At 70.9% G+C, this 26,058-nt stretch carries 20 protein-coding genes and 2 pseudogenes; 15 read left to right on the top strand and 7 right to left on the bottom strand.

All coding sequences use genetic code 11. The features are described from left to right. Positions 1–140: 140 nt before the first annotated feature. Positions 141–800, top strand: coding sequence for a TetR/AcrR family transcriptional regulator (locus tag KBX21_RS07850; RefSeq protein ID WP_210841491.1), 660 nt, complete (start codon positions 141–143; stop codon positions 798–800). After that, entirely contained in the window at positions 797–2,500 is a 1,704-nt protein-coding gene (locus KBX21_RS07855; protein ID WP_247665411.1) for an MFS transporter, read from the top strand. Before KBX21_RS07850 ends, KBX21_RS07855 begins: the two co-directional genes overlap by 4 nt. On the opposite strand, the gene KBX21_RS07860 is transcribed toward KBX21_RS07855, so the two are convergent. The 3 genes from KBX21_RS07860 to KBX21_RS07870 form a co-directional block, all read right to left on the bottom strand. After that, positions 2,452–3,096, bottom strand: a complete 645-nt coding sequence (locus tag KBX21_RS07860; protein WP_049576858.1) for a DUF6518 family protein — start codon at positions 3,094–3,096, stop codon at positions 2,452–2,454. The two genes, KBX21_RS07855 and KBX21_RS07860, sit on opposite strands and share 49 nt — an antisense overlap. A 366-nt stretch (positions 3,097–3,462) precedes the next feature. Continuing rightward, positions 3,463–4,959, bottom strand: coding sequence for a methyltransferase (locus KBX21_RS07865; protein WP_049576855.1), 1,497 nt, complete (start codon positions 4,957–4,959; stop codon positions 3,463–3,465). 52 nt (positions 4,960–5,011) lie between these two features. Beyond that, positions 5,012–5,299 (bottom strand): DUF2530 domain-containing protein, encoded by a 288-nt coding sequence (locus KBX21_RS07870; RefSeq protein WP_049576852.1) that lies wholly within the window; start codon positions 5,297–5,299, stop codon positions 5,012–5,014. Between the two features lie 221 nt (positions 5,300–5,520). On the opposite strand from KBX21_RS07870, the gene KBX21_RS07875 reads away from it, so the two are divergent. Both KBX21_RS07875 and KBX21_RS07880 read left to right on the top strand, forming a co-directional pair. Then, a complete protein-coding gene (locus KBX21_RS07875) occupies positions 5,521–6,972 on the top strand; it encodes an NCS2 family permease (RefSeq protein WP_210841492.1) in 1,452 nt (483 codons plus the stop codon). 209 nt (positions 6,973–7,181) lie between these two features. Beyond that, complete coding sequence (locus KBX21_RS07880) at positions 7,182–8,612, top strand: MFS transporter (protein WP_210841493.1); 1,431 nt, start codon at positions 7,182–7,184, stop codon at positions 8,610–8,612. Here KBX21_RS07880 and KBX21_RS26565 read toward each other — a convergent pair. After that, positions 8,523–9,170, bottom strand: a pseudogene (locus KBX21_RS26565) (sulfite exporter TauE/SafE family protein); the annotation flags it as partial. The gene KBX21_RS07880 and the pseudogene KBX21_RS26565 overlap by 90 nt on opposite strands. Before the next feature lie 86 nt (positions 9,171–9,256). On the opposite strand from KBX21_RS26565, the gene thpR reads away from it, so the two are divergent. Both thpR and KBX21_RS07890 read left to right on the top strand, forming a co-directional pair. Continuing rightward, positions 9,257–9,847: an RNA 2',3'-cyclic phosphodiesterase gene (gene thpR, locus KBX21_RS07885; RefSeq protein WP_210841494.1), complete on the top strand. Its 591-nt coding sequence runs from the start codon at positions 9,257–9,259 to the stop codon at positions 9,845–9,847. 162 nt (positions 9,848–10,009) lie between these two features. Continuing rightward, a pseudogene (locus KBX21_RS07890) lies at positions 10,010–10,210 on the top strand (MerR family transcriptional regulator); the annotation flags it as partial. An 18-nt stretch (positions 10,211–10,228) separates the two neighbouring features. Here KBX21_RS07890 and KBX21_RS07895 read toward each other — a convergent pair. Continuing rightward, positions 10,229–10,954, bottom strand: a complete 726-nt coding sequence (locus KBX21_RS07895) for a 3-keto-5-aminohexanoate cleavage protein (protein WP_210841496.1) — start codon at positions 10,952–10,954, stop codon at positions 10,229–10,231. A gap of 92 nt (positions 10,955–11,046) precedes the next feature. Between KBX21_RS07895 and KBX21_RS07900 the strand changes: the two genes are divergently transcribed. Together KBX21_RS07900 and KBX21_RS07905 are read left to right on the top strand one after the other, a co-directional pair. Continuing rightward, positions 11,047–12,117 carry a hypothetical protein gene (locus KBX21_RS07900; protein WP_210841497.1) on the top strand — a complete coding sequence of 357 codons (1,071 nt, stop codon included), beginning with the start codon at positions 11,047–11,049 and terminating at the stop codon, positions 12,115–12,117. Between the two features lie 122 nt (positions 12,118–12,239). After that, positions 12,240–12,689, top strand: coding sequence for a VOC family protein (locus KBX21_RS07905; RefSeq protein WP_049576828.1), 450 nt, complete (start codon positions 12,240–12,242; stop codon positions 12,687–12,689). Positions 12,690–12,743: 54 nt separating this feature from the next. Here the strand turns inward: KBX21_RS07905 and KBX21_RS07910 are convergent, their stop codons facing one another. Further along, positions 12,744–13,751 (bottom strand): glycerophosphodiester phosphodiesterase family protein, encoded by a 1,008-nt coding sequence (locus KBX21_RS07910; RefSeq protein ID WP_049576997.1) that lies wholly within the window; start codon positions 13,749–13,751, stop codon positions 12,744–12,746. 124 nt (positions 13,752–13,875) lie between these two features. Continuing rightward, entirely contained in the window at positions 13,876–15,021 is a 1,146-nt protein-coding gene (serC, locus tag KBX21_RS07915; RefSeq protein WP_210841498.1) for a phosphoserine transaminase, read from the bottom strand. A gap of 203 nt (positions 15,022–15,224) precedes the next feature. Between serC and KBX21_RS26900 the strand changes: the two genes are divergently transcribed. The 7 genes from KBX21_RS26900 (at position 15,225) to KBX21_RS07950 (ending at position 25,863) form a co-directional block, all read left to right on the top strand. Then, a complete protein-coding gene (locus KBX21_RS26900) occupies positions 15,225–18,830 on the top strand; it encodes an ABC transporter substrate-binding protein (RefSeq protein WP_210841499.1) in 3,606 nt (1,201 codons plus the stop codon). Between the two features lie 13 nt (positions 18,831–18,843). Then, positions 18,844–19,494 (top strand): pyridoxamine 5'-phosphate oxidase, encoded by a 651-nt coding sequence (pdxH, locus tag KBX21_RS07925; RefSeq protein ID WP_049577008.1) that lies wholly within the window; start codon positions 18,844–18,846, stop codon positions 19,492–19,494. Between the two features lie 448 nt (positions 19,495–19,942). Continuing rightward, a complete protein-coding gene (locus KBX21_RS07930; protein WP_049576987.1) occupies positions 19,943–20,641 on the top strand; it encodes a metal-dependent transcriptional regulator in 699 nt (232 codons plus the stop codon). Positions 20,642–20,793: 152 nt separating this feature from the next. After that, complete coding sequence (locus tag KBX21_RS07935; protein ID WP_049576984.1) at positions 20,794–23,076, top strand: SpoIIE family protein phosphatase; 2,283 nt, start codon at positions 20,794–20,796, stop codon at positions 23,074–23,076. A 251-nt stretch (positions 23,077–23,327) separates the two neighbouring features. Beyond that, positions 23,328–24,227: an ABC transporter substrate-binding protein gene (locus KBX21_RS07940; RefSeq protein ID WP_210841500.1), complete on the top strand. Its 900-nt coding sequence runs from the start codon at positions 23,328–23,330 to the stop codon at positions 24,225–24,227. Then, positions 24,224–25,084, top strand: a complete 861-nt coding sequence (locus KBX21_RS07945; RefSeq protein ID WP_049576975.1) for an amino acid ABC transporter permease — start codon at positions 24,224–24,226, stop codon at positions 25,082–25,084. The genes KBX21_RS07940 and KBX21_RS07945 overlap by 4 nt, the downstream gene beginning before the upstream one ends. After that, positions 25,081–25,863 carry an amino acid ABC transporter ATP-binding protein gene (locus tag KBX21_RS07950; RefSeq protein WP_210841501.1) on the top strand — a complete coding sequence of 261 codons (783 nt, stop codon included), beginning with the start codon at positions 25,081–25,083 and terminating at the stop codon, positions 25,861–25,863. Before KBX21_RS07945 ends, KBX21_RS07950 begins: the two co-directional genes overlap by 4 nt. Positions 25,864–26,058 lie beyond the last annotated feature (195 nt).

A 26,058-nucleotide genomic window follows, 5' to 3' on the forward strand; every position in this document is an offset into this window, starting at 1 on the left:
CGGGTCCGTGAAGGCGCGCTGGCTCTGGGCGGGAGCTGACCGATCGACCCACCCCCCACCCACAACCTTGCGGCCCCACGAAGCGACGTGGTTAGCCTCACAGCTAGTAACTGTACCTTCCGGAAGGTACAGTTACTCGTATGCGACCCAGTTCGAGAACCCTCATCCTCGATGCCGCCGTCCGGGTGACCGACCGGCAGGGCATCACCGCGCTGACCCTCGAGGCCACCGCGGAGGAGGCCGGGCTGACCAAGGGCGGCCTCCTCTACCACTTCCGGACCAGGGAGGACCTGCTCCTGGCGATCCAGCGCCACCTCGTCCAGGGCTGGGAGGAACGGCTCCTCGCCGAGCTCGGCCGACCCTGGACGCAGGCCAGTCCCACCGAGCGCGGCGCCGCCTACGTGCGCGTCATGATGCGCGGGGAGGTCCGCCACGCCGACCTCGCCTTCATGGTGGAGGCCGAGTCCAACCCTGACCTGGCCCAGATTTGGAACGAGCTGATGGAGCGCTGGGCCCCCACCCCGCAGTCGCCCGATCCGCAGGGGCTCGATCTCTTCCTCGCCCGCCTGGCCGTCGACGGGCTCTGGCTCTTCAACGCCACCTCGGGCAACGCACTCCCCGAGGAGGTGGCGCGAGCTCTGCGGGCGCGCGTTGCCGAACTGACAGTCGGAGGGCCGCAGGCTCCCGAGACCAAGGGGGCGAACTCTCCCGTGACTGTGACCGAGGGGGCGAACACTCCCGTGACCGAGACCGAGGGAGAGAACACTCCCGTGACCGAGACCAAGGGGGAGAACCGATGAGCGGCGTGCACGATGACGCGCACGAAGACCCGCACGAGCGCACGCACCAGGACGCCCACGAGGACGCCCACGCCCCCGGATCCCCCGGATCCCCCGGAACCCAGCCGGTCTCCCGGGCCAGACGCTGGTTGGTGCTGGCCGCCGTCTCCGCCGGGCTGCTGCTCATCTCGGTGGACATGACCGTGCTGTACACGGCGCTGCCCACCCTCAGCTCGGAACTCCAGGCCACCGCCTCGGAACGGCTCTGGATCATCAACGCGTACCCGCTGGTGATGGCGGGCCTGCTGCTGGGCGCCGGAACCCTCGGGGACCGGGTCGGACACAAGCGGATGTACCTGGTGGGGCTCGTGCTGTTCGGAGTGGCCTCGCTGGTCGCCGCCTACGCCGTCAACCCCGCCATGCTGATCACCGGGCGTGCCTTCCTCGCGGTGGGCGCCGCCGCGATGATGCCCGCGACGCTGTCCCTGATCCGCATCACCTTCGTGGACGAGCGCGAACGCGGGATCGCGATCGGTGTCTGGGGCACCATGGCCATGGTGGGCGCGGCGGTCGGGCCCATCGTCGGCGGAGCGCTGCTGGAGTTCTTCTGGTGGGGCTCGGTGTTCCTGGTGAACGTGCCGATCGTCCTGGTGGCGCTCGTGCTGGCCGCCGTGGTCGCGCCGGGCGGATCGGGCAGCTCCGAACGCCCCTGGGACCTGCTGGCCTCCGTGCAGGTCATGGTCGGCCTGGTGGGGACGGTCTACGCGATCAAGGAGCTCACCAGCCCCGATCCCTCCGTCCTGGCCGTGGCGGTGGCCGTGGTCGCCGCCGCGTTGGGCTTCTGGAGCTTCGTGCGGCGCCAGCGCGGCCAGACCTACCCGCTGATCGACTTCTCGCTCTTCCGCGACCCCCGGATCCTCGTCGGCGTGCTCGCGGCCGGAATGGCGATGTTCGCGCTGGCCGGAGTGCAGCTGGTGCTCACCCAGCGCCTCCAGCTGGTCCTGGGGTTCACCCCTTTGCAGGCGGGGACGACCGTCGCCGCCATGGCCCTGGGCGCCCTGCCCGTGGGCGTGGCCGTAGGAGCGCTGCTCTACCGGGTGGGCACGCGACCGATGATCGTCGCCGGTCTGCTGACCTCCGCCGTCGGAACCGTGGTGGTGGTGCTGGCCGCCTCGGCGCCGCTGGCCTGGACCGTCGCCGGGCTGTTGGTGATCGGTGCGGGTACCGGTGCGGCGATGACAGCAGCCTCCGCCGCGATCGTTGGCAACGCCCCCGCGCACCGCGCGGGCATGGCCGCCTCCGTGGAGGAGGTCTCCTACGAGCTGGGCAGCCTCACCGGGGTCGCGGTGCTGGGCAGCCTCATGGCCGCTGTGTTCACACGGACCGTCTCCCTGCCCGACCAGGTGCCCCCGGCCGCGGCCGAGGGCATGGACGAGGCACTCGCCGTAGCCCGGGACCTGGACCCCGCGGGCTCCGCCGAACTCCTGGCGGCCGCCGCCAGGGCCTTCGACAACGGGTTCCTGGTCACCCTGGTCATCGCGGCCGGTGTGCTGTTCGCCGCGGCCGCGTTCGCCTTCCTCCACAAGCGCGGTTGGAACGCCGAGGAGGCCCGCGCCACCTCCACTCAGGAGGCCCGTGCCACCTCCGCTCAGGAGGCCCGCGCCACTCCCGGTCAGGGGGTGAGGGGTGAGGTGAACAGCGAGATCAGGTCGAGTGAGTAGACCAGGGGGAAGACGGCCGACACGAGCGCGGTGACCGCCACCGCCGCCAGCGCGGACGGAAGGCGGGGGAACCGCCGGACCACGGCCCAGACCAGCAGGGCCGCGCCGACGGTGATCGACCCCCACCAGTACCCGGCGGGCGTGGTGGTGGCGACGATGGTGAGGCCGTACAGGCCCTCACCGACCAGGAGACCGCTCACCGCGCCCATCGCGAGGGGCGCGAACCGGGTACCTGCTCTGAGGGCGTGGCCTCCCCAGCCCAGGAACGGGCCGACCACGACCGCGGCCGTGCACCAGAAGAGTGATCCGCCGAGCGAGGGGGAGAAGCCCCGCAGAGCCGCGGCCAGGTCGTACCCGCCGACCATCGCGAACAGCGCGAGCACACCGGTCGCGACCGCGAAGCCCCGCCGGGGGGAGTGGTACGCGAGCAGGAAGGCGACCAGGCTCCAGGATCCCGACGAGTTGGCCAGGGGGCTCAGGACCTCGGGGAGCAGGCCCTGCCCGAACGAGGTCAGTACCCCCACCAGCAGCCCCGCCCCGACGGCGGCGGCCAGGGAGAACCACGGGGACCGGCCCGAAGCGGGCGCGGACCGCACCCCGGGTACGGGTTCGGGTTCGGGCGCAGGCCCGGGTTCAGGTCCGCGTCCGGGTCCTGGTTCAAGTCCGCGTCCAGGCCCGGGTTCAGGTCTGAGTCCTGGTTCGGGTTCGGGCACAAGCCCGGGTCCAGGCCCGGGTCCAGGCCCGGGTCCAGGCCCGGGTCCAGGCGCAGGCCCGGGTTGAGGCCCGGGTCCAGGCCAGGGCCCCAGTCCTGGTTCGGGAGGTCGCTGGTCTGCGCCGGTGCAGTTCGTGGTCACGGCGGGGTCCTCGGGGCGTGGTCGACGGGACGCGTCGGCCCCCGCGGAGAGGTCTCCAGCGGGGGCCGTTCCCTGCGTCCTATCGCCGCCGCCCGTCACGGCGGTTCGTCAGCGGGCGACGCGGAAGAACCCCTCGGAGATCAGCGTGCGCAGCGCCTCCGGAGTACGCTCGCGGATCATCACCGGGTCCTCGCCCATGAGGTCGGCGATCGCGTCCAGCAGCGGACCGACCGGCATGGTGCCGTCGCAGACACTGGCCAGCGCCGCCTCCACGGTGCCGATCCGCGCCACACGGCGCAGGCCGTCGCGCTGGCGCAGCAGGATCTTCTCCGGGTCGGGTGCCCCCGGCACCGCCACGCGCTCCTCCACCACGTTCGGCGCCAGCGCAACGTGCGCCGCCAGGAGCGCCGCGTCGGTGAGGCGGTGCGCCGTCATCGCGCCGTCCACCACGTCCGGCAGGTAGGGGCCCACCGGCTGCTGGACGTCGTGCCGCAGCTCCTCCACCCGCACGGTGGCGTCCTGGGCGACGTCGTTGCGCAGGCTGATCCAGCCGAAGCCGATGCCCTTGATGCCCTCGCGGTCGAAGTAGTCCAGCCAGGCGTCGTAGCGGCGCGTGTACTCGGGGGTGCCGTGCTCGCAGGAGTCGCGCAGCCACAGTTCCACGTACTCGGCGGGGTCCTGGACGTCGCGCTGCACGACCCAGCCGGAACAGCCGGTGCCGGTGATCCAGCCGCCCACCCGGTCCTGCCAGTCGTCGGTGTCGGTGTGCGTCCAGTTGGCGAGGAACTGTCCCCAGCCGCCCTCGGTGAGGTGGGCGGGGGCCTGCCGGACCAGCTCCGCGCACACCGTGTCGCCGGGCAGGTCCGACTCCCGGTAGGTGAAGCGGGCCGCCTCGGGGGTGATCACGAACGGCGGGTTGGACACGATCAGGTCGAAACGCTCGTCGCGGACCGGTTCGTACAGCGAGCCCTGGGCCAGCCGGGCCCCGGTGATCCCGGACAGGGCGAGGCTGATCCCGGCCAGCCGCACCGCGCGGGGGTTGAGGTCAGTGGCCACCACCTCGCGGGCCCGGGACGCCAGGTGCAGGGCCTGCACGCCGCAGCCCGTGCCCAGGTCCAGGGCGCGTTCGTAGGGGCCGTCGACGATCAGCCGGGAGAGGTTGGCGGAGGCGCCGCCCGCGCCGACCACGTGGTCGACGCGTGGGACGTCCCCGCTGCCCGGGCGGACCTTCGGATCGGAGACGACGAAGCCGGGGCGGCCGTCCTCCAGTTCCCAGGGGCCCAGGTGGACGAGGGCACGCACGACGGTGCCGTGGGCCCCCTCCTCGACGGTGACCAGTCCGGCGTCGGCGAGCTCGTCGACGGGGAGGATGGCACGGGCCGCGCGCGCCGGGATGGGGGTTTGGAGCCACCACAGGCGCAGGAGCAGTCCGAGGCGTTCCTCCCCGCCCGTGGCGCGGAGTGCGGGCACGAGCTGCTCGCGGGCCAGGGCCTTGGCGGCGGCGTCGCCGAGGCGGTCGCGGACCCCGGACACCGTGTAGTCGGCGTCGATCAGGGTGCCACGGAGCCGGTCGGCGAGTCCTCGCGGGAATTCTGTCTCAGACACTCGCCCATTATCGGTCAGGTGACGAGGTGCCCCGGTGGGGAGGTGGCGCAGTTCAGGGGGTCCCGGGTTCCCGGGTGTCCGGTTCCGTGAACCGTTCGGCCGCCCGATCCGCCGCTTCGTCGCGTCTGCGGAGCAGGCGGGGGATGTAGAGGAACCCGAAGACGCCCAGGGCGATCCCGGTCACACAGACGCCGATCCACCACTGCTCCGAGGCGGGGAGGCCGTCTCCCATGGCGAGGAGAACGACGAGCGCGATCGTCCAGGCGCCCGTGCCGATGGCGGCCGGGACTCGGTAGTCGCTCTCGTGGACTTCGGGATCGGGCTGGCGAGGTTTGGGCACGGCCCCAGGCTATCCGCTGGTGTCCGGAGCACGGGGGAGCGGTGCGGTGGGCCGAGGTCAGCGGGGAGATGCCTTGGTCACACCCAAAGATCCGATGTCCCCATCATGTGGTGGTTTCTATGAAAATCATGTGAATCAGGTGTCTGGTGTTGTACGAAGATGCAACTAACCTGGCGCAGAATCCTTGTTGTCCAGTAACACGACCAGGTCAGGCTGACGACGTGAACGCACCGACACCATCCCCCACTGACGAGCAGAGACAACCCAGGAACGCGGTGGACCGCTACTTCCGCGTCACCGAACGCGGCTCCACCATCGGCACCGAGATCCGCGGTGGCATGGCGACCTTCTTCGCCATGGCGTACATCGTCGTCCTCAACCCGCTGATCATCGGCACCGCCGAGGACGTCAACGGCGACACCCTGGGCATCCCCGGCGTCGCCGCGATGACGGCCCTGGTCGCCGCCCTCTCCTGCGTCCTCATGGGCGTGGTGAGCCGCTACCCGTTCGCCATCGCGGCGGGCATGGGCCTGAACGCCGTGGTCGCCTACGGCATCGCGCCGCTCATGTCGTGGGCCGACGTCTTCCTGCTGATCATCATCGAGGGCGTCCTGCTCCTCATCCTGGTGCTCACCGGGTTCCGTACCGCGGTCTTCGCCGCGATCCCGCCCGGTCTCAAGGTGGCCATCGCGGTCGGTGTGGGTCTGTTCCTGGCGTTCATCGGCCTGGTCAACGCCGGGTTCGTGCAGGCGGGCGAGGGCACCCCGGTGCAGCTCGGCGACGGCGGCCTCAACGGCTGGCCGATCCTCATCTTCGTCATCGGCCTGCTGCTGAGCATCGCCCTCTACGTACGCAACGTGCGCGGCGCCCTGCTCATCGGCATCGTGGCCACCACGTTCGTCGCGATCGGGGTCGAGACGCTCCTCGGTGACGGTGCCGACGGCCTCGGGTGGGGTCTGACCGTCCCGAGCCTGCCCAACAGCCCGGCCGACCTGGTCGCGCTCCCCGACGTCTCGCTCCTGGGCCTGTTCCTCGACGGCGGGCTCGCCGGTCGCTTCTCCGACGTGGGCGTCGCCACCGTCGTCATGCTGATCTTCACCCTGCTGCTGGCCGACTTCTTCGACACCATGGGCACCATGGTCGGCGTCGCGCACCAGGGCGGCCTGGCCGACGAGGACGGCAACATCGAGGGCACCCGTGAGGTCCTGGTCGCCGACTCCCTCGGCACGGTCCTGGGCGGCCTCGGTTCCGCGTCGGTCGCCACGCTCTACGCGGAGTCCGCCGCCGGTGTCGGTGAGGGCGCCCGCACGGGTATCGCCCCGATCGTCACCGGTGCGATGTTCCTGGTCGCGACCCTGTTCACGCCGCTGGTCACCCTGGTGCCGTTCGAGGCGGCCACCCCGGTCCTGGTGATCGTCGGCTTCATGATGATGACCCAGGTGACCAACATCGACTTCAGGGACCCGGCCATCGGCATCGGTTCCTTCCTGGCGATCATCATGATGCCGTTCACCTACTCGATCGCCAACGGGATCGGGTTCGGCCTGCTCGCCTTCGCCTTCGTCATGCTGGTCACGGGCCGCGGCCGCCGGGTGCACCCGCTCCTGTGGCTGATCTCGGTGATCTTCCTGATCCACTTCGCGGAGGCGCCGATCTACGCGCTGATCGGGTGACCTCCTGATGCGCTGAACCGCTTCCGACACGGGTCGGCCTCCCCTCCACGGGGACGTCGGCCCCTGTCATGGGCGGGTCGTGGGGAATGCGCGGCGGGGTGGACGGCGTTGCGTCAGTTGATGAGTCAACGCCGTTTACTTCTCCGCCCCCGAAACCACGTACCAGTGGTCGTCTCCGTCCCTTCCCGCCGTCCGACGGGGAGGGACTGATGCGCCGCATCGCGATGTTCCGTTCGCTGGCCGTGCGCAACTACCGCATCTACGCCCTCGGCCAGCTGGTCTCCAACCCCGGCACCTGGATGCAGCGCATCGCCCAGGACTGGCTGGTCCTCCAGCTCAGCGGAGGCAGCGGGATCGCGCTGGGGATGACCACGGCGCTCCAGTTCCTGCCCATGCTCTTCCTCGGTCTCTGGGGCGGCGCCATGGTCGACCGCTTCGACAAGCGCAAGCTCCTGGTCATCACCCAGGCAAGCATGGGCGTGCTCGCCGTCGGCCTGGGCGTCCTGGCCACGCTCGGCGCCGCCGAGGTCTGGCACGTCTACCTGTTCGCCTTCGGCCTCGGCATGATCACCGTGCTCGACAACCCGGGACGCCAGGCCTTCGTCCCGGAGATCGTCGACCGCGATCTGCTGCCCAACGCCATCGCCCTGAACAGCGCCAGTTTCCAGCTCGGCCGCGTCACCGGCCCCGCCGTCGCCGGTGTGCTGATCGGCCTGGTCGGCAGTGGACCGGTGTTCATGATCAACGGGCTGTCGTTCGCCTTCACGATCGTGGCGCTGCTGCTGATCCGCGCCGCCGAGCTCAACCCCACCGAACGCGTGCCGCGCGGCAAGGGGCAGATCCGCGAGGGCCTGCGCTACATCGGGGGCAGACGCGACCTGGTCCTGCTGCTGGTCCTCGCCGGTTCCGTGCAGTTCTTCGGCGCCAACGCGCAGAACCAGATCGCCCTCATGGTCAACAACGTCTTCGAGGCCGGTGCCACCGCCTTCGGTGTGGCCGCTGCGGCGCTCGCCGTGGGCGCGCTGGCCGGTGCCCTGCTGGCCGCGCGCCGCGAGCACCCGCGCCTGAAGCTGGTGCTCGTCGGTGCGATGGGGTTCGGCGTCGCCCAGCTCGTGGCGGGGCTGATGCCGGGCTACGTGGCCTTCGTGGTCATCCTGGTCCCGATGGGCGTGCTCTTCATGACCTTCGTGACCACGCTCAACGCCACCTTCCAGCTGAGCGTCGACCCCCAGATGCGCGGCCGGGTCATGAGCATGTTCCTGCTGGTGTTCATGGGTGTGGCCCCGATCGGCGCGCCCGTGGTGGGCCTGATCGCCGACGCCTTCGGGCCGCAGGCCAGCCTGTTGACGGGCGGAGCCGTGACCACCGTGGTGGTCGGCGTGCTCACCCTGCTGCTGATGCGCACCAGGGGCGTGGCCGTCCGCGACCTGCTGCCCCGACGCGGGCGCGCGCCCGAGCCGGTGGCCTCAGGCGGTGACCACCCGGGTGACCATGGAGACGGAGCTGACCGCGAGCAGGACCAGCACGGTGCGGCGGAAGAGCTCGGCGTTCAGTCTGCGGAAGAGGTTCTCACCCACGAGGGTTCCGATCAGCAGGGCGGGGGCCCCGACCACCAGCAAGCCGCCGACCTGCGGCGTTAGCTGGCCGCCGAACCCGAACCCCACCAGCGTCGCCACGCTCGTCGCGGAGAACGTCACGGCGAGTGTGGCCCGCTGGACCCTGGGTTCCAGCTCGGCCAGCCGCGAACCCTGGAGCCCGGCCACCATGAGTGGGCCGTCGATCGCGGTGGAGGCGAACGCGGCGCCCGAGAGCGCGCTCATCCCGGCCACCGCCCCCATCCCGCCCGGGATGCGTACCCGGCGCCACACCAGGACCGTGCCGAGGACGACCGTCGCCGCGATCAACACCAACAGCACCTGCTCTGACAGCACGTTGAGCGCCCACAGCCCGAACGGCACCCCCGCCAGGGCGCACACGAGCAGCAGCAGCGCGGCGCGCCGGTCCACATAGGCGCGGTCGCGCAGCGCGACCCACAGGTTCAACGGGACCGCCAGGGTCGCTGCCACCACCACCGCCGTCACCGGGTCCAGGAGCAGGGCCAGCGGTGGCACCGCCGCCAGAGCGAACCCGAACCCGGCGGTGATGCGGATCAGGGCCGCGAGGGTCAGGACCACGAAAACACAGGCGAGGACGTACACGGAGGCGACTCACAGGACGAGGGCGGGTGGGGCCGGCGCTCCTCCGGAAGGTGGCGGGCGGCGGGTGTCGAAGGGAAGATGATGTCATGACGCTGTTCGTCGCGCTCTGGCCGCCCGACCAGGTCCGGGAGCCCTTGGAGCGGGCCGTGCGAGCCGCCCGCCCCACCGCGCCGGAGCTGCGCTGGAGCCCGCCGGAGAGGTGGCACCTCACCGTGGTCTTCCTGGGAGGGCCCGCCGTACCGCTCCCCGGCCTGGCCGCCGCGCTGGAGCGCGCCCTCGAGGGACGCCCGCCCCTGGACCTGGCACTCGACGGCTGGGGCGTCTTCCCCCAGACGGACCAGCCGGGTTCGGGTGCCTCCGTCGTGTGGGCCGGGGTGACGGGTGACGGACTCCCCGAACTCGCCGAAGCCCTGGCCGACGCCGCCCGGGACGCCGGGGTGCCCATCTCGTCACGCCCCTTCGTGCCGCACGTCACCCTCGCCCGCGCCCGCCGACGCCACGACGTCTCCCGGACCCTGCGTGCCCTGGGCCCGGCGCTCACCACCGGCTGGCGGGCCGACCGGGTCGACCTTGTCGAGAGCCGCCCGAAGGGGCCGGACCGCTACCGAACCGTCCGGAGCTGGGGACTACCCTGGGGTAGCGAATCCCAACGAACACCGGAGCGGGGCACGTCATGAGCATGCTCACCAACAACCGCAAGCAGCGCTGGCTCCTGCCGGTGGTGCTCGGTTCGATCATGCTCATCGTGATCCTCGGCGCCCTCGTGGGCTGAGCCCGTCGGGCTTGACCCTGACGCCTGTGTCAGGGTCCTAGCGTGCGGCGCATGTCCACTCACACGCTCCGTTCCGGCTGGCTACCGCGAGTACGGGCCAGGGGCGGTGGAGCGGCTGCGCAACATCCGCCTGCTCCTCGAGTCCGGGCTGACCTCGGAGGACGTCCAGGAACTCCAGGACTGCCCGGAGATCGACCTGATCCGCGAACCCGCCTGCGCCGAGGCCGTGGCCCTCTTCGCTTGTGTCAGGCGGGGTGGGTGTTCCTAACCTCTCAGGTCAGTACACCTAGGCCGAGGCACCGGCCAGCGAGACCGCGTGCGCCACGAGGGCCGCGTTGTCGTGCGCCTCCTCTCCGTCCGGCAGGCGCATCGTGTCCTCCAAACCGATCCGGACGTCCAGACCGTCCTCCAGCGCCTGCCCCAGCATCGGCCAGGCCGTCGCGTCCACACCGTGCAGCATCCGGGGGACGTTCACCCGGCCGCGGTCCAGCACCCGGGTGATCGCCTCCGTGTTGCGGCGGGCGTCCTCCACCGCCACCTGGGTCGGCTCCACCAGCACCGCCGCCACGTCCACCCTGGTCGCGACCAGGATGCGGGCCGCGTCCACCGTCCACACACCCGCCTCCACCGCCACGCGGCGGTCGCCCAGGAGCTGGATCAGGTCCACCGAGCCCGGTTCGTGCAGGTTCACCGACACGGAGTCGGGCAACGCGAGGGAGGCCCACCTGTGCACGAGGTCGTAGCGCCGCCAGGGGTCGGACTCCGCCGACAGGGACGTGGTCAGCGACACCGGAACGTCGGGCCCCTCAGCGCGCATTCGCTCCATCAGCGGCCCCACCACCTGGGGCTCCAGGGACTCCGCCCCCCGGGAGTCACGGGGGTGCACGTGCACGGCGGTGGCGCCCGCCGCCACCACGGCGTGCGCGTCGGCGACGAGTTGGTCCACGGAGACGGGCAACGCCGGGTGCGCACCCGGACGGCGGTCACCGTTGAGACAGGCGACGATCCTCATGAGGTCTCTCCTTGCGGCGCTCTCTATGCCGAATGTGCCCGCTCGTACCCGGGTGCAAGCCCCCGGCGGCTCGCCCTGGCAGGATGGCGGGCATGAGAAGATCCCTGCCCCTCGTCGCGGCCGCCCTGTTCGCGTTGGCCCCGACGGCCCCCGCCACGGCCGCCCCCGTGGACCCGGGGGAGGGGGCGGGCGGGATCGACCACCCGCGCGGAGGCGAGGGCCCCGAGGGTTCGGAGATCGCCTTCGAGTTCCAGGACGACCGCATCTCCGAGTCCAGCGGGCTGGCCCCCTCACTGCTGCACGAGGGTGTGTGGTGGACGCACAACGACAGCGGCGACCACCCCTCGGAGGTCTACGCGGTCGACGAGGACGGCCAGACGCTCGCGACCGTCACCCTGAACGTCGAGCGCCGCGACTGGGAGGCGATCAGCCTCGCCCAGGGCCCCGAGGGGGTGCCCACGGTCTTCGTGGGGGACATCGGCGACAACTTCGGCGGAGGGTGGCCGAACATCCGCGTCTACCACTTCACCGAACCCGAGGTCCTCGGCGACTCCGCCCTGGACCCGTCGGTGTTCACCTTCACCTACGAGGACGGCGGACGCGACGCGGAGGGCATGATGATCGACCCGCGCGACGGCCGCCTCTACGTGGTGTCCAAGGAGTTCGCGGGCAGTGTGTACGCCGCACCCGAGAACCTCGACCCCTTCGGGGAGAACGTCCTGACCAGGGTGGACTCCGCGCCGCTTTTCGCGACCGACGCCGCCTTCAGTCCGGACGGGAGCCGCTACGCCGTCCGTACCTACTGGGGGGTGAGCGTGTACGACGGGACCAACGGAGTACCGGGCCGGTCGGTGGGCTCCTTCGACCTTCCGGAGATGGAACAGGGCGAGTCTGTGGCCTTCACCCCGGACGGCACCGCGCTGATGGCGGGGACGGAGGGAGCCAACTCCCCGGTCTGGCGCGTCCCGTTGTCAGGGGAACAGCTGCCCGACATGGCGGCCGAGGCCGAGGCTGAGGCCGAGGCCTCCCCGGCCTCCGACGAGGACGAGGGCGAGGAGCCCCAGGAGTCGGGTGCCAGCGGCGCCCTCCCGCTCATCCTCGGCGGCGCCGTCGTGGCCGTGGTCCTGATCGGCGCCATCGTCCTCCTGGTCCGCCGCACCTGAGCCCCTTGCGGGACCTCCCGGGCCCGAGGCGCCAACACTCCGGCCCGGCCCGTTCCGGCGGGATGTCGCAGCCAGGCAGTAGAACTGGCATCACGGAACCGGGCCCGTTCAGGAGGACACCGATGGCACTCGACTACCAGATCACCATGGACTGCGCCGAGCCCCTGGAACTCTCCAGGTTCTGGGCGTCCGCGCTCGGCTACCTGGCCGAGGACAACAGCGCCCTCATCGAACAGGTGGCCGCCCAGGGGCTGGCGACGGAGGACGACTACACCGTCGTGGACGGGCGCAGGGCCTGGATCACGCTCGCGGCCATCCGCCACCCCGACGACCCGGTGCACGCCTTCACCGGCGCGGGTCTGGGCCGCCGGATGCTCTTCCAACAGGTGCCCGAGCCCAAGACGGTCAAGAACCGCGTCCACCTGGACCTGCGCTCCGGGCCCGAGGGCCGCGACGCCGAGGTGGCCCGGCTGGAGGCTCTGGGCGCGACGGTCGTCACGGTCATCGAGGAACCCGGCGCCTCACACGTGTGCATGCTCGACCCGGAGGGCAACGAGTTCGACGTCCAGTGACCCGGCGCCACGTCTCCGGAGACCGGGACGGGCTCCGGAGCCATCGAACAACCCCTACTTCTCGGGCTGGGGGTCGAGGTAGTGCTCGCGGCACAGGAACGCGTGGCGTGAGAAGTCCGTGAAGACGCCGTCCACTCCCGCGTCGAAGAAGGCCTCGTACTCGGCGGCGAAGCCGCCGTAGTCCTTGGGGTCGCCGTCCGAGCGCAGGTCGGTGGGCAGGAAGTGGTTCTCACTGCGGAACGTGAAGGGGTGCACGACCAGGCCGGCCTCGTGGGCATCCTTCACCAGGTCGGTGGGCTCCCCCAGGGAACCGTCCTCGTTGGTGGGGATCACGAGGCTCTTGTGCGGGCCGATGGCGTGCGCGAAGGTCGCCACCTCGGCCAGGCCGTCCGGTGTGGTGTGGTGCAGCCAGTGTTCCTCGGTGCCCATCAGGTAGACGAGGGGCAGCCCGGTCTCGGCGAGCTTGCGCAGGCTCTCGGCCTCGAAGGACTGGAGGAACACCGGGACCGCGGGCTCCTCGCCGACCAGCTCGGCCTCGCGCAGTGCGGCGATCAGCGGCGGTTCGAGGTCCAACCCCTGCTCCACGTGGTGGGCGGGGTGCTTGGTCTCCGGGTAGATCCCGATCGGGCGGCCCAGCTGCTTGGTCAGGGACAGGGCCAGCTCGATGACCTCCTGGAGGGTCGGGATCCCGTAGGTCCCGTCCATCACCGCGTTGTCCGGGCGGACCTCGGCCATGCGCTCGCGGGCCCGGAGCGTCCTGATCTCGGCGAGGGTGAAGTCCTGCGCGTAGAACCCCTCGGCGGTGCGGCCGTCGATGGTCCGCTTGGTGCGCCGGTCCGCGAACTCCGGGCGGTCGGCCACGTCGGTGGTCTCACCGATCTCCTGCTCGTGGCGGCAGATCAGGTGACCGTCCTTGGTGGCGACCAGGTCCATCTCGATGAAGTCGCCGCCGTGCCGGGCGCCCAGCTCGTAGGAGGCCAGCGTGTGCTCGGGTCGGTGACCGGAGGCCCCCCGGTGGGAGATGATCTTGATGGGGAGTTCAGTCTTCTTGTTCCTGCGCACAGTGGGACCGTCCTGGGAAACGATGAGCGGAAGTAGGAGAAGGAGGCCGACCCACGCGCGGCGGGTCGGCCTCCATTCTCCAGTGTCCGTGGACCGATTCAGGACGGTCTCCGGGTGATCCCCGTCAGGACAGCTGGCTCACGATGTGGTCGACGCACTCGGTGAGGGCGTTGACGTCGCTGGGCTCCACGGCCGGGAACATCGCCACGCGCAGCTGGTTGCGGCCCAGCTTGCGGTAGGGCTCGGTGTCCACCACGCCGTTGGCGCGCAGCACCTGGGCGATCCGGGCCGCGTCGACCTCCTCGGCGAAGTCGATGGTGCCGACCACCTGGGACCGCTGCGCCGGGTCGACGACGAACGGCGACGCGACGGGGGAGCGGTCCGCCCAGTTGTAGAGGATCGAGCTGGACTCGTGGGTGCGGGCCACGGCCCACTTGAGGCCGCCCTGGCCGTTGATCCACTCCAGCTGCTCGGCGAGCAGCAGCAGCGTGGCCACGGCCGGGGTGTTGTACGTCTGGTCCTTGGCGGAGTTGGCGACCGCCGTGGGCAGCGAGAAGAACTCGGGCACGTAGCGGCCGCTCGCGGCGATCTCCTCCACCCGGGCCAGGGCCCTGGGAGACATGACCGCGATCCACAGGCCGCCGTCGGCTGCGAAGCTCTTCTGCGGCGCGAAGTAGTAGACGTCGGTCTCGGAGATGTCGATGTGCAGACCGCCCGCGCCGCTGGTGGCGTCGACCAGGACGAGTGCGTCCTCCTCGGCCCCGGCGACCCGGCGGATCGGGGCGGCCACACCGGTGGAGGTCTCGTTCTGGGTGAGGGCGTACACGTCCACACCGGCCTCGGCGACGGCCTCGCCGTGGGTGCCGGGGTCCGTGGTGATGACCGTCGGGTCGTCCAGCCAGGGGGCGCCCTTGGCGACCTTCGCGAACTTGCTGGAGAACTCGCCGAACGCCAGGTGCTGCGACTTGGAGCGCAGCAGCCCGTGGGCGGCGATGTCCCAGAAGGCGGTGGTCCCGCCGTTGCCCAGAACCACCTCGTAGCCGTCGGGCAGGGACAGGAGTTCACTCACACCGGAGCGGACCCGGCCGACCAGGGACTTGACCGGCTTCTGCCGGTGGGAGGTCCCCAGGTAGCGGGAGCCGGAGGCGGCGAGGGCGTCGAGCTGGGCGGCGCGGACTTTGGAGGGGCCGCTCCCGAAACGGCCGTCGGCGGGCAGCAGGTTCGCGGGAATCTGAATCTCGGTCACGCGGACCAGCGTAGTGGTGGACATCGTGGCGGCGCCGGTCAGGTTGGCAATTGGTGCAAGTGAAACCACGTGACCCGTGCAACGAATCATCACAGGTCGGTGGTTCTGGCCGGTATGGGCCAGTCCCAATTCGGGGAAAAGGGATGTCGGCCCGCTGCCTTTTGCTGTCTAATGGGGCAGCTGCCGGGGGCCGAACCTCACAACAAGACCGTGGAGGGATGCTTCGAGTGTCCGATCAGACACCCGACACCCAGGACGACCAGCCGAGCAGACCCGCCTTCGTCCGGGTCTTCGAGAACCTGCGCCGACGCCCCTCGCGCTCCGAACACTTCACCGTCCGTAACCTGGAGCACACGGTGGCGCGGCGTCGGCCCGCTCGGAGGGGCAAGCGGCAGCGCGGTGACATCGCCGAGCCCCCTCCCGTCCTGGACCTGGTGACCGAGCGCCGCGAGGACCGCCCCGCCGTCCTGCGGGCCCTGGTGCGGGCGAGCGCGGTCGGCCCCGTGTGGCTGCTCCCTGAAGGCTTCCCCGAGAAGGACCACCGGGAGGTCGGGGAGGTCCCGGCCCGGGAGACCGAGGACACCCCCCGCCCGCCGGCGCGGCGCACCAACGGTTGGAGCCGCCGCTGGCCGTGGCCCGGGGACACCGACGCCCCGCCCCCGGGGGCCGAACCCGTTCGGGAGCCGCGCGAGGGCACGTCCTCCGGGGACGCCGACGGCGACGTCACCACCCAGGAGCTGTACGAACTCCTGGAACGCCTGGTGGACGGCGGGTTCGCGTGGAAGGCCGATCCGCCCGCGGCGCCCCGCGGCCGAAAGCCGCCACCCCCGCCGCGCTTCTCCCAGGTCCGCTCCCTGCTGTGGCTTCGGCGCTGCAACTTCCAGGTCATCAGGGGCAAGTTCTCCGAGGGCACGGGCGTCTCCGAGCACGGCACCCTGCTCAACACCAGCAGCACTCAGGTCGAGGTGATCAGGGCACTGCGGGAGGCGCGACTCGACAGCGCGCTCAAGCGCAGGGACGAGCTCCTGGAACGCGCGGAGCGGGCCGCCGAGGAACCGGGCACGGTGACGGCCCCCAGCCGTTGGGAACTGCTGCGCAGCCGGTGCACGGTCTACTGGCGCGGACTCGCCCGTGGCGCGGCCGGGTTCTCCCGATTCGTCGACGCGGCCTCCAGGGTGATCACCTTCGGTGCCGCGGACGAGAAGATCCTCACCCCGCTGTCCTTCGTGTTCTCGCTGGTACTCGCGGCGACCCCCTTCGGTGTCGCCTACCTCGGCCTGCTCGCGCAGCAGGCCGACGAACTCGTGTCCCTGCTGGTCGGCACGCTCCTGGTCACCGTCTACGTGCTCACGGTGTTCTTCTTCCTGCTCCCGTGGCGCCCCTACCTGTGGCTGTACCGGCACCGCTACGTCATGGACCTGGACGGGCGCGGCCCCGAACAGGGCGCGTCCCCGGGCGGCCGGGGCCGACACCGCGCGCACGGCGTGCACCTGCTCAACCAGCTCAACAACCTCGCCATGGACCGGGCCCGGATCAACGGGTCGATCCGCCCGCCCGGGACCCACCAGATCGCGGTCAACGCGCTCCTGGACGACCTCCACCGGGAGTTCGGCGCGGGCAGCTACCGCCTCCGGCGCGGCGGCGGCGCCCGCCCGGTGCTCGTCTACGACCAGCGACGCCTGGACCGGGTCGGCCGGTACTTCGTGTGGCTGATCGAGCAGGAGCGCCTGCGCCGTGCCTTCCCGGACCCCCTGCTGCTCGTCCAGGTGCGTGACGCCGGGCTCGGCCCCCTGGTGGAGGGCGCCCTCGACTCCACCCGCAACGAGGCGATGCCCGAGTTCATCGAGGGCGGGGAGGAGAACGAGGAGGAGGAAGAGAAGCAGGCGCTCGAACCGGTGCGGACGTGGACCCGGCGCCGCTACCTGGCCGGGGTGCTCGGTGTCGAACGCGTCATCACCAGGCACATCGCGCCGCTGCCCGAGGGCGGTGGCGAGCTCACACGGCGCGGCACCCCTGAGTGGGTCCTCAGCGGACCCGTGCTCGCCGGCCTGTGGACCGGCGGGGTCGCGGGTGCCACCGCCGTCCTGGTCCTGTTCGGACTGGTCTTCCTGCCCTCGCTGGCGCAGGCCAGCAACCCGTGCGTCCAGGACGGGGTCTGGCAGGCGAAGGGCATCACGAGGAAGGGCGACCAGTGCGTCGGCGTCACCGACGGCGCGTTCGTCTTCAACGAGCGGCTGACCGAGGTCACCGAGCTCGTCCACGAGCAGAACAAGGAGGTGGAGGCCAGCGGCCAGCCCTACGTCACCATCGCCCACCTCGCCGAGTTCGACGTGGCCGACCCCGACGACCCCTCGCTCTCCGGCAGCCAGGGCGAACTCCTCGGCCTGGCCTACCAGCAGGGCCAGCACAACCGGATCAAGGACTCCAGGTACCCCAGGATCAGGCTGCTCATCGCCAACGCGGGCCGGAACTGGGAGCACTCACTGGTGGCCGCGAAGGAGATCGTGGACCGGGCCGACGACGAGCGGCTCGGTATGGACAGACCGATCGCCGCGGTCGGCTTCGGCCACAGCGTCGTGCCCAACAGCAACGCCATCAAGGAGGTCGGGGACGCCTCGATCACCATGGTGGGCACCACCGCCACCTTCGACGACGTCGCCCAGTCCGGCGCGCGCGAGCACAGCGAGTTCTACTTCCCGGTCTCCCCGGCCAACACCAGGATCGCCGAGCAGTCCGCGCACTGGGCCCGGTACGGGGCGTCCTGGCGCGACGCCGACGGCGCGGAGCGCGGGCTGCGGCCGCACGAGACCGCCGTGGCGATCGCCAGCGGGGAGACGGACGCCGAGGGCGGGCCGCACGAACAGTACGGACCGCACCTGGCGAGAGAGTTCATCTCCGCCTTCAAGGACCGTGGCGGCCGGGTGTGGCAGGGCGCCGAGGGGCTGGACCGGGGCGAGTACGACGGGCAGGGCGTGCTGCTCTACCAGAACGGTGATGCGCAGACCGACACCACCTACGAGCAGCAGTTGGAGCGCCTGTGCACCGACGACGACCCGCCGGACCTGCTCTACTACGCGGGCCGCTCCGACGACTTCACCGAGTTCTACCGCCGGTTCACCCGGACCGGTGGTGAGGACTGCGTGGACGGCCGTATGACGATCCTGGGCGGGGACGACGTCTCCAAGTTCGTCTCGGACGAGGAGGAGCTCATCGGCAACAACGCTGCCTATCATTCGGTGTTCTACACGCCCCTGGCGCCCAGCGGTCCCTGGGGCGGTCCGGGCGGTCGCCCCGGCGGCGGCGACCAGGGCTTCTACCGCGACATGGCGACGCTCCAGGAGGAGCTGTTCAGGGAGGACGGCGAGGAGGAGCGGTCGGCGTCCAGGAAGGAGTACCCCTCCATCGCGCACGCGGCCGTGGCCAGCGACGCCCTGCTGGTGGTCTCCGAGGCTCTGCCCACCACCGGTCTGACCCAGGAGCAGCTCGAGGCGAAGAGTCCCCTGAGGTGGGTCGGCATGGACCGGCACCCCTTCCTCCGTACCCAGGAACAGTACGAGGAGCAGCGGGACGACCTGCACAGCGGGATCAAGGGCACCCGGAACCTGACCGGGGTCTCCGGGTACATCGAGTTCGACGCCGGGAACGACGGGAACTGGTACGACGGCCGCATGGTGCAGCTGGTGCTGGTGGGCCCGGAGGTGGTCAATCCGGAGACCGGACACGAGCAGCGCCAGCACGTGGTCCAGAGGTGCGGAATGCGCAACGCCAACACCATCGAACCAGGTGAGGAGTGCCTGCCTCTGGGCTCCGGAATCGGGGGACGACCGACATGAGAGTATGCGTCGTGTGGACCACCAGAACCCCGCGGAACTGCGGAAACCGTACCTGGGTGAACCCCTGCGCCGCCGCGACCTGGCCGAGCGGCCGATGGCCCAGTTCCACGTGTGGTTCGGCGAGGCCCACGAGTCCGGCCTCGCCGAACCCAACGCGATGGTGCTCTCGTCCGTGGAGCCCTCCGGGATGCCCAGGTCGCGGACGGTCCTGATGAAGGGCTACGACGGCACGGGGCTGCGCTTCTTCACCAACTACACCTCGCGCAAGGGGAGGGCCCTGGAGGCCGACCCCCGCGCGAGCGTGGTGTTCCCCTGGCACGCGATCCGGCGCCAGGTCCTGGTGGCCGGACGCGTGGAGCGGCTCGGTGACGAGGAGAACGACCTCTACTTCGCCTCCCGCCCCCGGGGTTCGCAGCTGGGCGCCTGGGCGAGCGAGCGCCAGTCGCAGCCGGTGGCCGACCGTCCCGAACTGGACCGGCTGTTCCACGGGTTCGACGTGGTCTGGGGCGCGGACGAGGCCATCCCGCGGCCCTCCTACTGGGGTGGCTACCGGCTGATCCCCGGCGAGGTCGAGTTCTGGCAGGGCGGCGAGGACCGCATGCACGACCGGTTCCGCTACCTGTGGACCGGGCGGGCCTGGGAGATCGAACGGCTCGCTCCGTAGTGTCCCGGGGCTTGGGCGCCGGGAGGCGGCGCCCCCGCTCGGCCCGCCGATCGAGGGCCCGGACCGGAGGTTCCGTGGATCTCGGCCCCGAGGTGACGTTGGTCGCGTCGGACTCGGTTTCGGGTGGGAGTGGGGTTCGTGAGAGGGTTTGGCAAGGGTCTTCCGGATACTTCTTGTATCGACCGGATCACCTGCACGCCTGTGACCTTGGACCCTTGCGCGGTCGGGGCCGCGGGGACCCATGGTGTCCGGATCGTGAGACAGTGTCGAAATCCACGCCCGTCGCGCCGCGATATGCTGGACGCATCGGTGGTCGCTCCCGCGGTCCTGCGGACGCCCCGGTCCCCACTCGGCCCCAGGGAATCACGTGGTCCCGGCCTGTGTTGTGAGAGACCTGCCGTGCCCGCACGCGACCGCGCGTCGGGCGCAGAGCCTTGGGAGGGGAGTCTTGACCGCACACGGGCTGATCGACACCACGGAGATGTACCTCCGTACGGTCTTCGAGCTCGAAGAGGAGGGCATCGTCCCGCTTCGGGCCCGGATCGCCGAGCGCCTGCACCAGAGCGGCCCCACGGTGAGCCAGACCGTCGCTCGCATGGAGCGCGACGGCCTGCTGAAGGTCGAGAACGACCGTCACCTGGTGATGACCGCCGAGGGCCGCAGGCTGGCCACCCACGTCATGCGCAAGCACCGGCTCGCCGAGCGTCTGCTCGTCGACGTCATCGGGCTGCCGTGGGAGGACGTCCACATCGAGGCCTGCCGCTGGGAGCACGTCATCTCCGAGGCCGTCGAGGAGCGTCTGGTGACGCTGCTCAACGCCCCCTCGGTGTGCCCGCACGGCAACCCGATCCCGGGACTGGAGGAGCTGGGCCTGGAGGGATACTCCCCCGAGCCCTTCACCGACGACTCCATCGTGCCGATGATCGACGCCGCCTCCAAGACGGAGACCACCGTGACGGTGCGGCGCATCAGCGAACAACTCCAGCCGGACGCGGACATCATGCTCACCTTGCGCGAATCCGGGGTACAACCGGGACAGGAAGTCGTGCTTCAGGCTTCCGACGACGGTGTGCGGGTCATCGGCGAGGTCGAGAACACCGAACTCCCGGCGGACGTCGCCGGGCACATCTTCGTCGCCAAGCCGTGAAGCGTTCGTCCACGTTGATTGGTTGCTCATCGGGATTGTCTCATTGCGCTGCGGGAACGTTGACGGTGTTGCTACGCTCGCCCCAAGGTGCGGTCGTTCGGGGTACCCGGAGCGGGCATGTATGCAGCTCATGACGGCGAGGTGGCGGCTAGATGACACGGTGGGGTGAGCCCTTCCGGGAGAGCGACGCGCTCGCCACGGCCGAGGTCGTCGACCAGGCCCAGATCGCCATCGTCGTCATCGACCGGTTCAGCCTCCTTCGTTACTGGAACCCGTACGCCCGCGAGCTGTTCGGGTTCGTCGGCGGGCGCGACTACGTCGGCCTGTCGCTGCTCGACATCGGCATCCACGAGTCCGACCGCGAACACGCCTCGCAGCTGGCGCGGCGTGTGCTGCGCGGCGAGCCGTGGGAGGGCACGTTCGCCGTGCTCAAGGGCGACTCCACGTGGATCCACGTGCGCGCCCAGGCGGTGCCCATGCGCGACGAGTCCGGCGAGATCGACGGGATCACGCTCATCGCCCGCGAGGCGCTGCGCAGCGGCCGGGTCGAGGAACAGTACGGACTGCTCGAACGCATCGGCAGCCGTCTGGCCAGCTCCCTGGAGTTCGACTCCACTGTCAGGGGCGTGGCCGGGATCCTGGTGCCGCAGTTCGCCGACCACTGCTTCATCGACCTCTACGACCGCGACCGCCTGGTCAGACAGGTCTCCGTGCACGCCGAGGGCTGGATGCCCCCGGCCAACACGTGGTTCGACGTCGGGGACGAGGTCCGCTACCCCGAACGCCACTTCGTCACCCAGGCGATGCGTCGCCTGGAGACGGTGGTCACCAGCGACTACCTCTTCGAGAACTCACCCAGTGACCGTTCCGACAGGGTCTCCCGCCAGGTCGGCGTCACCTCCGCCATCGCCGCCCCGCTCCGGGCCCGCGGCGAGGTCCTCGGCGTGCTCACCCTGGCCCTGTCCGGGCTCTCACCGCGGCAGAAGAGCAGTTACGGCGGCTTCGACCGCGACCTGGTCGGCGCCATCGCCTCCCGGGTCGCGCTGGCCATCGACAACGCCCGGCTCTTCGAGGAGCAGCGCAGCACCGCGGTGGCCTTCCAACGGAGCCTGCTGCCCACCGACTTCCCCGCCCTGGACGGCCTGACCGTCGCGCACCGCTACCTTCCGGCAGGCCCCCTCCAGGGCCACGGGCACGGCATACAGACCCAGGTCGGCGGCGACTTCTACGACGCGATCCCGCTCTCCGCCGGACGCGTCGGGCTCGTGATCGGCGACGTCGAGGGCCGGGGCCCGCACGCGGCCGCCGTCATGGGCCAACTGCGCGCCGCACTGCGTGCCTTCGCCCAGGCCGACCGGGAGCCCGCCGACATCCTGCGCGAGCTCGACGAGTGGGTCCGACAGCTCGGCATCCCCGACAGCGGGGGCGGCGTGTGGATTCCCAGCGTCAGCTGCCTGTACATGGTCTACGACGCCTGGTCCCGCGAGCTGTCCTACGCCAACGCCGGGCACGCTCCGCCGCTGCTCATCACCTCGGAGTCGGTCGAGACCCTCGACCTGGAGGTCACCGACCGCATGCTGGGCGTGCGCGCCAAGGGCGGCTCGGGCGAGGACATCGTCTACCACCAGGCCAACCTGCGCCTGCCCCTGGGCGCCACCCTGGTCATGTACACCGACGGACTGGTGGACCGCCGGCCCGTGGGCGGCAAGGCCGACCCGGAGCGCGCGCTGGCCCGGATGACCGAACGCGTCGCCGAGGTCGCCGACAAGGACGTGGACCAGATCGCCGAGGCCGCCGTGCACAGCGTGCCCGGCGTGCTGGACGACGACACCGCGCTCCTGGTGGTGCGCACCCACTCCGAGGAGCTGGCGCTGCGCGAGGGTTGGTTCCCCTCGGAGGCCTCCACCGTGGGCGCCGCCCGGCACCTGGCGGCCGACACCTTCAAGGAGTGGGGGGTCGACCGCGACCAGGCCGAGCTCGCCTGCCTGCTGGTCTCGGAGATCGTCACCAACGTGGTCATCCACGCGACCCCGCACCCGGTGCACCGCGAGTTCACCGGCAGCGGTGTCCTGGACTCGGAGACCCCGATCGACGCCGCCGGTGGTGCGGCCGACGAGTTCGACGAGGACTGGAGCGACCTGCTGGAAGCGGTCGCGGAGGAGGACGAGTCCGCCGAGGACCCCGCAGACAAGGAGTTCCTGCTCCGGTTGCGCCGTGGGGCCAACGCGGTGTGGGTGGAGGTCTTCGACCACGACCTGCGCCTGCCGCGCATCCGCAGCGCCGCCGCGGACGACGAGGGTGGACGCGGCCTCTACCTGGTGGAACAGCTGGCCAGCCGCTGGGGATCGCGCCCCACTCCGGACGGCAAGGCGGTCTGGTTCGAGATGCCCATGCAGGCCGAGGTCCGAGAGGCCGAGAAGGACGACGAGGAGTAGCCGGGGCGCTCCGGGAGCGCCCCGGCCCGCCGCGTGGCTGTCGGCCGGTGCCCGTCCACGGGGGCCCGGTGAAGGACGCCTCGTGGCCGGGGCGGATCGAGGACGGATCGTGCGACGAGGTGACCGCGGCCCGACGGTCCGCCAGGCCGTCCCCCTCCCGGTGAGAGTGACGGAAAAGACCTGGTTGTCCACTGCTTTGGTCGCTAATGTGGGGAAATCATCGTCCCCCGCCTGAGCCTCCGGAGCACCCCATGCCCCTGCGACCCCGAACCCGTGGTCCCCTCACCGCCTCACCCTTCGTCCGGCTCGGGGCGGTCGCGGCCTCGGCCGTGCTGCTGGCCACCGCCTGCTCCCCGCAGGACTCGGGCCCGGTCGCCGAGGGCGACGCCGCCGCCTGCGAGCCCGGGGCCCTGCCCACGCTGACCGACGGCACCCTCACCGTCGGCACGGACAGTCCCGCCTACCCGCCGTGGTTCGTCGGGGACGACCCCGCCAACGGTGAGGGATTCGAGTCCGCGGTGGCGTACGCGGTGGCCGAGGAGCTGGGATACCCCGCCGAGCAGGTCGAGTGGACCGTGGTGACCTTCAACAACGCCATCGCCCCCGGTCCCAAGGACTACGACTTCGACGTCAACCAGTTCTCCATCACCGAAGAGCGGCGGGCGGCCGTCGACTTCTCCTCGCCCTACTACGACGTCCGACAGGCCGTGGTGGCGCTCTCGGACGGCGACGCGGCCGGGGCCGAGAGCCTGGACGACCTCCGGGAGCTGGTGATCGGCGCCCAGGTGGGCACCACCAGCTACGACGCGCTGGTCGCGAGTATCGACCCGGAGCAGGAGCCCCTGGTCTTCAACAACAACGACGACGCGAAGCAGGCGCTGGAGAACGGTCAGGTGGACGCGGTCGTCCTCGACCTGCCCACCGCCTTCTACGTCACCTCCGCCGAACTGGAGGACGCCGAGATCGTCGGGCAGCTACCGCAGGCGGACTCGGCGTCCGAGGACGAGTCGTTCGGGCTGGTCCTGGACCTCGACTCACCCCTGACGGACTGCGTCACCCGGGCCGTGGACGCCCTGCGGGAGGACGGCACGCTCGCCGAACTCGAACAGGAGTGGCTCGCCGACGCCGCCGACGCCCCCGAACTGTCGTGACCGGACCCAGGGAGCCGCACGTTCCCAGCCTGCTGGAGACGGAGCGCGGCACGTTCCGCCGCCGCCAGGGAGTGCGCTCGGTCCTGGTCGGCGCGCTCTCCACGGCGCTGCTGGGCGCCGTGCTGGTCACCGTGGTGGTCGGCTCGCCCGGGTGGGAGCGGGTCCGGGAGACCTTCTTCGACCTCGACGTGGCCCGTGACGCCCTCCCCGCCGTCCTGACCGGGCTCTGGCTGAACCTGCGCGTGCTGGTGTTCTGCGCGCTCGGCGCGCTGGCCCTGGGCCTGCTAGTGGCGATCATGCGGACCCTGCGCGGGCCCGTGTTCTTCCCCCTGCGCGCCCTGGCCGCCTCGTACACGTACGGGTTCCGGGGCGCCCCGCTGATCATCGTGCTGTACCTGATGACCTTCGGTGTGCCCGGGCTCCGCCTGGAGGGCACGCCGAGCGTGCTCGTGCTCGGCGGGATCGCGTTGGTGATCACCTACGGCGCCTACATCGCCGAGGTGTTCCGGGCGGGGATCGAGTCGGTCCACCCCAGCCAGATCGCCGCCGCCCGCTCGCTGGGGCTCACCTACACGCAGGCCATGCGCTGGGTGGTGCTGCCACAGGCGGTCCGCCGAGTATCGCCGCCGCTGCTCAACGACATGGTGGCCCTGCAGAAGGACGTGGGGCTGATCTCCCTGGCCGGGCCGATCGACGCCATCCGCGCGGCGCAGATCGCCACCGCGCAGACCTACAACTTCACCCCCTACGTGGTGGCCGGGGTGCTGTTCGTGCTCATGGCGATCCCGCTGGTGGCGGTGACCGACTGGGTGACCGTACGGGCCGCCCGCAGACAGTCCTCGGAGGGCGCAAGGTGAGCGAGCTCGAACGGCTCTCCCAACTGGAGGGCGACGTCCCGGTGCTGCGGGCGCGCGGCGTCCGCAAGGAGTTCCGGGGCGACGTGGTGCTGAACGGGCTCGACCTCGACGTGCCCGAACACGGTGTGGTGGTGCTCATCGGCGCCTCCGGCTCCGGCAAGTCCACGCTCCTGCGCTGCGCCAACCTGCTGGAGCCGATCAGCGACGGCTCCATCCACCTGGACGGCGAGCACGTCACCGACCCGAGGGTGGACCCGGACCGCGTGCGCCGCCGGATCGGGATGGTCTTCCAGTCGTTCAACCTGTTCCCGCACATGTCCGTGCTGGACAACGTCACGCTGGCCCCGCGCCGTGTGCACCGCAGGCGGCGGGCGGAGGCCGAGGAACGGGGGCGCGCCCTCCTGGACCGGGTCGGCCTGCTGGACAAGGCGGGGGAGTACCCGGACCGGCTCTCCGGCGGGCAGCAGCAGCGGGTGGCGATCGTGCGGGCCCTGGTCAACTCCCCGCGCCTGCTCCTGCTGGACGAGGTGACCAGCGCTCTGGACCCGGAACTGGTCGGTGAGGTGCTGGACCTCGTGCGCGGGCTGCGTGAGGACGGAATGACCATGCTCCTGGCCACGCACGAGATGGGGTTCGCCCGTCAGGTGGCCGACACGGTGTGCTTCCTCGACGGCGGACGCATCCTCGAACAGGGGCCGCCGGAGCGCGTCCTGGGCGATCCGACCGAGCCGCGCACCCGTCGGTTCCTCCAACGCATCATCGACGCCGGACGGCTGTGACCGTCCTCCGACTCCTTTTTCGCTGGTCGGGGACAGTGTCGCGGTAAACCTGTTTCCGGCCGTGAAAAAAATGCGGCGCACCCGTCTTGTTTGTCTGTAGTCGGCTGGTTACTTTATTCAGTGGTAAAGGGACTGGCCGGCGCGGAGAATGGCGGTGTGCGCATTGCGGGAAGACGGCGCGAAAGTGGCTCCGGG

It is taken from the genome of Nocardiopsis sp. B62, assembly GCF_018070675.1.
Classification (GTDB): Bacteria; Actinomycetota; Actinomycetes; order Streptosporangiales; family Streptosporangiaceae; genus Nocardiopsis; species Nocardiopsis prasina.